The organism is Candidatus Dactylopiibacterium carminicum, assembly GCF_014736495.1.
Classification (GTDB): domain Bacteria; phylum Pseudomonadota; class Gammaproteobacteria; order Burkholderiales; family Rhodocyclaceae; genus Uliginosibacterium; species Uliginosibacterium carminicum.
In genome coordinates, this window is record NZ_MDUX01000100.1 from 1 (window position 1) to 5,629 (window position 5,629).

Consider the following 5,629-nt stretch of genomic DNA (forward strand, 5'->3'; position numbering starts at 1 on the left):
ACAAAGTAAAACGCCCTTGTACCTGGGAGGTACAAGGGCGTTTTGTTGGTTAGTCTGACGATGACCTACTTTCGCATGGGAAAACCACACTATCATTGGCGCGGAATCGTTTCACGGTCCTGTTCGGGATGGGAAGGGGTGGGGCCGATTCGCTACGGTCGTCAGACTTTGAGCGTTGCCTGGCCTGCGCGCTTTGCGCGGGCTTGGCGTGTTCTGGAAGGCAAATATTGTGTAGTGATTGCGTGCGCGATGTAGTTCGCTGCAACGTGTAATTCAGGGTTATAGGATCAAGCCGCACGGGCAATTAGTATCAGTCAGCTCAACGCATTACTGCGCTTGCACACCTGACCTATCAACGTCCTGGTCTTGAACGACCCTTCAGGGGAATCGAGTTCCCAGGGAAGTCTCATCTTGAGGCGAGTTTCCCGCTTAGATGCTTTCAGCGGTTATCTCTTCCGCACTTAGCTACCCGGCGATGCGACTGGCGTCACAACCGGTACACCAGAGGTGCGTCCACTCCGGTCCTCTCGTACTAGGAGCAGGTCCTCTCAAACTTCCAGCGCCCACGGCAGATAGGGACCAAACTGTCTCACGACGTTTTAAACCCAGCTCGCGTACCACTTTAAATGGCGAACAGCCATACCCTTGGGACCGGCTACAGCCCCAGGATGTGATGAGCCGACATCGAGGTGCCAAACTCCGCCGTCGATGTGAACTCTTGGGCGGAATCAGCCTGTTATCCCCAGAGTACCTTTTATCCGTTGAGCGATGGCCTTTCCATACAGAACCACCGGATCACTATGTCCTGCTTTCGCACCTGCTCGACTTGTGGGTCTCGCAGTCAAGCCTCCTTTTGCCATTGCACTATCAGTACGATGTCCGACCGTACCTAGGAGACCTTCGAACTCCTCCGTTACCTTTTGGGAGGAGACCGCCCCAGTCAAACTGCCTACCATACACGGTCCCCGACCCGGATTCACGGGTCAAGGTTAGAACCTTAACGACACCAGGGTGGTATTTCAAGGTCGGCTCCTCCGGAACTAGCGTCCCGGTCTCATAGCCTCCCACCTATCCTACACAAGTCCCGTCAAAGTCCAATGTAAAGCTGCAGTAAAGGTTCATGGGGTCTTTCCGTCTAGCCGCGGGGAGATTGCATCTTCACAAACATTTCAACTTCGCTGAGTTTCAGGAGGAGACAGTGTGGCCATCGTTACGCCATTCGTGCAGGTCGGAACTTACCCGACAAGGAATTTCGCTACCTTAGGACCGTTATAGTTACGGCCGCCGTTTACCGGGGCTTCGATCAAGAGCTTGCACCCCATCACTTAACCTTCCGGCACCGGGCAGGCGTCACACCCTATACGTCATCTTTCGATTTTGCAGAGTGCTGTGTTTTTAATAAACAGTCGCAGCCACCGATTCTCTGCGGCCCCTTTGCCCTTCGGATGTACTCCTACAAGCTACTGGGGCATACCTTCTCCCGAAGTTACGGTATCAATTTGCCGAGTTCCTTCTCCTGAGTTCTCTCAAGCGCCTTGGTATTTTCAACCTGCCCACCTGTGTCGGTTTGCGGTACGGTCGATTCTTGACTGAAGCTTAGAGGCTTTTCCTGGAAGCATGGTATCAACCACTTCGTCTGCAAGCAGACTCGTTATCACCTCTCATCTAAGCCTGGCGGATTTGCCTACCAGGCACGACTACGGGCTTGAACCGGGACATCCAACACCCGGCTGGCCTAACCTTCTCCGTCCCCCCATCGCATCAAGAATCGGTACAGGAATATTGACCTGTTTTTCATCGACTACGCATTTCTGCCTCGCCTTAGGGGCCGACTCACCCTACGCCGATGAACGTTGCGTAGGAAACCTTGGGCTTTCGGCGAACGAGCTTTTCACTCGTTTTATCGCTACTCATGTCAGCATTCGCACTTCCGATACCTCCAGCATTCCTCCCGGAACACCTTCGCAGGCTTACGGAACGCTCCCCTACCACGCACTAAAAGTGCATCCGCAGCTTCGGTTCATAGTTTGAGCCCCGTTACATCTTCCGCGCAGGACGACTCGACTAGTGAGCTATTACGCTTTCTTTAAAGGATGGCTGCTTCTAAGCCAACCTCCTAGCTGTCTATGCCTTCCCACCTCGTTTTCCACTTAACTATGCATTTGGGACCTTAGCTGGCGGTCTGGGTTGTTTCCCTCTTGACAATGGACGTTAGCACCCACTGTCTGTCTGCCGTATATCACTTTGCGGTATTCGGAGTTTGCTATCGCGAGGTAGATCGCAATGACCCCCTCAACGATTACAGTGCTCTACCCCCGCAAGTGTCCGTACGACGCACTACCTAAATAGTTTTCGGGGAGAACCAGCTATCTCCAGATTTGTTTAGCCTTTCACTCCTATCCACAGCTCATCCCCTAATTTTTCAACATTAGTGGGTTCGGACCTCCAGCTGGTGTTACCCAGCCTTCATCCTGGCCATGGATAGATCATCTGGTTTCGGGTCTACGCCGTGCGACTGAATCGCCCTTATCAGACTCGCTTTCGCTACGCCTCCCCTATTCGGTTAAGCTTGCCACACAACGTAAGTCGCTGACCCATTATACAAAAGGTACGCAGTCACCCCTTACGAGGCTCCCACTGTTTGTATGCACGCGGTTTCAGGATCTATTTCACTCCCCTCCCGGGGTTCTTTTCACCTTTCCCTCACGGTACTGGTTCACTATCGGTCGATCACGAGTATTTAGCCTTGGAGGATGGTTCCCCCATGTTTAGACAGGGTTTCTCGTGCCCCGCCCTACTTTTCGTACGCTCAGTACCATCGATTTGTTTTCGCATACGGGGCTATTACCCACTATCGCCGGACTTTCCAGACCGTTTTGCTAACAAATCGATTATCACGTACAGGCTTTTCCCCGTTCGCTCGCCACTACTTAGGGAATCTCGGTTGATTTCTTTTCCTCGGGGTACTTAGATGTTTCAGTTCTCCCGGTTCGCTTCCGCTGACCTATGTATTCAGTCAGGGATACTCATTGCTGAGTGGGTTTCCCCATTCGGACATCTACGGATCAAAGCTTCATTGCCAGCTCCCCGTAGCTTTTCGCAGGCTTGCACGTCCTTCATCGCCTGTGATCGCCAAGGCATCCACCACGTGCACTTAGTCGCTTGATCCTATAACTCTAAACTCTGCAATCACTTGCAGGCGGGTTACAGGCGAACTAGTACATCGTTTATGTTGAATCGTTGCCGCTGGTTCGCAAACAACGATTCGATGCAATCACTACCCATTCAAATCACACATAAGAGACCCGAGGGTTTCTCATGCATGCTTTGCATGATTAATTTGCCTTCCAGATTTTTAAAGAGCAGTACAACCGATGACTCATGAAGAGTCATTAGGCAATGCACACATCTATGTGCATGGCCTAATGATCTTTATTTGATCAATACAGGATCAGGTGGTGGAGGATGACGGGATCGAACCGACGACCCCCTGCTTGCAAAGCAGGTGCTCTCCCAGCTGAGCTAATCCCCCAAGATATTGATACATTCAACCTTTGTGGTGGGTCAGGTAGGAATCGAACCTACGACCCCCGCCTTATCAAGACGGTGCTCTAACCGACTGAGCTACTGACCCGATCCTGTTTCAGACCAGGCTGCCAGCTTGCCAAGTTGCCCAAGAGGCGAGCAGCTTGCTCCCGGTCCTAACTGCTTATTTAAACAACCGATAGGTTGTGGATACTTGACCAGAGCGTTTGCTCTAGAAAGGAGGTGATCCAGCCGCACCTTCCGATACGGCTACCTTGTTACGACTTCACCCCAGTCATGAATCCCACCGTGGTAAGCGCCCTCCTTACGGTTAGGCTACCTGCTTCTGGTGAAACCCACTCCCATGGTGTGACGGGCGGTGTGTACAAGACCCGGGAACGTATTCACCGCAGCATGCTGATCTGCGATTACTAGCGATTCCGACTTCATGGAGTCGAGTTGCAGACTCCAATCCGGACTACGATCGGCTTTTTGGGATTGGCTTCACCTTGCGGCTTGGCAACCCTCTGTACCGACCATTGTATGACGTGTGAAGCCCTACCCATAAGGGCCATGAGGACTTGACGTCATCCTCACCTTCCTCCGGTTTGTCACCGGCAGTCTCATTAGAGTGCCCTTGCGTAGCAACTAATGATAAGGGTTGCGCTCGTTGCGGGACTTAACCCAACATCTCACGACACGAGCTGACGACAGCCATGCAGCACCTGTGTCCTGGTTCCCGAAGGCACATCCGCATCTCTGCAGACTTCCAGGCATGTCAAGGGTAGGTAAGGTTTTTCGCGTTGCATCGAATTAATCCACATCATCCACCGCTTGTGCGGGTCCCCGTCAATTCCTTTGAGTTTTAACCTTGCGGCCGTACTCCCCAGGCGGTCGACTTCACGCGTTAGCTACGTTACTCAAGAAGTCACCTTCCCGAACAACTAGTCGACATCGTTTAGGGCGTGGACTACCAGGGTATCTAATCCTGTTTGCTCCCCACGCTTTCGTGCATGAGCGTCAGTACAGGCCCAGGGGGCTGCCTTCGCCATCGATGTTCCTCCTGATATCTACGCATTTCACTGCTACACCAGGAATTCCACCCCCCTCTGCCGTACTCTAGTCGTGCAGTCACAAGCGCAGTTCCCAGGTTAAGCCCGGGGATTTCACACCTGTCTTGCACAACCGCCTGCGCACGCTTTACGCCCAGTAATTTCGATTAACGCTCGCACCCTACGTATTACCGCGGCTGCTGGCACGTAGTTAGCCGGTGCTTCTTTTGTCGGTACCGTCATCGGCTTCGGATATTCACCGAAACCATTTCTTTCCGACTGAAAGAGCTTTACAACCCGAAGGCCTTCTTCACTCACGCGGCATGGCTGGATCAGGGTTTCCCCCATTGTCCAAAATTCCCCACTGCTGCCTCCCGTAGGAGTCTGGGCCGTGTCTCAGTCCCAGTGTGGCTGATCATCCTCTCAGACCAGCTACGGATCGTCGCCTTGGTAGGCTTTTACCCCACCAACTAGCTAATCCGACATCGGCCGCTCCAATTGCGCGAAGTCCAAAGATCCCCCGCTTTCTCCCTCAGGACGTATGCGGTATTAGCCACTCTTTCGAGTAGTTATCCCCCACGACTGGGTACGTTCCGATGCATTACTCACCCGTTCGCCACTAACCCAAGGAGCAAGCCCCTTGAATCCGTTCGACTTGCATGTGTAAGGCATGCCGCCAGCGTTCAATCTGAGCCAGGATCAAACTCTTAAGTTCAATCTTTTCAAAGCTCAACTCAAATTTATTACTGACTTTGTGTTGAGTACTCAATCATTTAGCTAGCCACCCGAAGATGACTTACTCCGATCAAGCACCCACACCTATCGGTTGTCCTACTTTTTAAAGAGCGCCTCGCCGAAACGAGAGGGGCGTATTATACACACCCAAAATTACTTGTCAAACAATTTCGAAATTTATTTCGGAACCGCTTAACTTAAACAGGCCTGAAAACCGCTTTAGCACTGCCTTTCGCTGCCACCGCTTGCACCGGAGTGCGTATGCAGCAGAGAAACGAGATTATGGGCAACCAACGACCACTCGTCAACCACTTTCT

At 52.3% G+C, this 5,629-nt stretch carries 2 tRNA genes and 3 rRNA genes; all 5 read right to left on the reverse strand.

Annotated elements, in window-relative coordinates:
- Positions 1-52 precede the first annotated feature (52 nt).
- The 5 genes from rrf to BGI27_RS17315 all read right to left on the reverse strand — a co-directional run bounded on the left by rrf (position 53) and on the right by BGI27_RS17315 (position 5,292).
- Positions 53-166, reverse strand: a 5S ribosomal RNA gene (rrf, locus tag BGI27_RS17295).
- A 117-nt stretch (positions 167-283) separates the two neighbouring features.
- Positions 284-3,168: ribosomal RNA gene (locus BGI27_RS17300) — 23S ribosomal RNA — on the reverse strand.
- Between the two features lie 288 nt (positions 3,169-3,456).
- Positions 3,457-3,532: transfer RNA gene (locus tag BGI27_RS17305), tRNA-Ala, on the reverse strand.
- 25 nt (positions 3,533-3,557) lie between these two features.
- Positions 3,558-3,634: transfer RNA gene (locus BGI27_RS17310), tRNA-Ile, on the reverse strand.
- A gap of 127 nt (positions 3,635-3,761) precedes the next feature.
- Positions 3,762-5,292, reverse strand: a 16S ribosomal RNA gene (locus BGI27_RS17315).
- Together the 16S, 23S and 5S rRNA genes with 2 tRNA genes alongside form the textbook arrangement of a ribosomal RNA operon.
- Positions 5,293-5,629 lie beyond the last annotated feature (337 nt).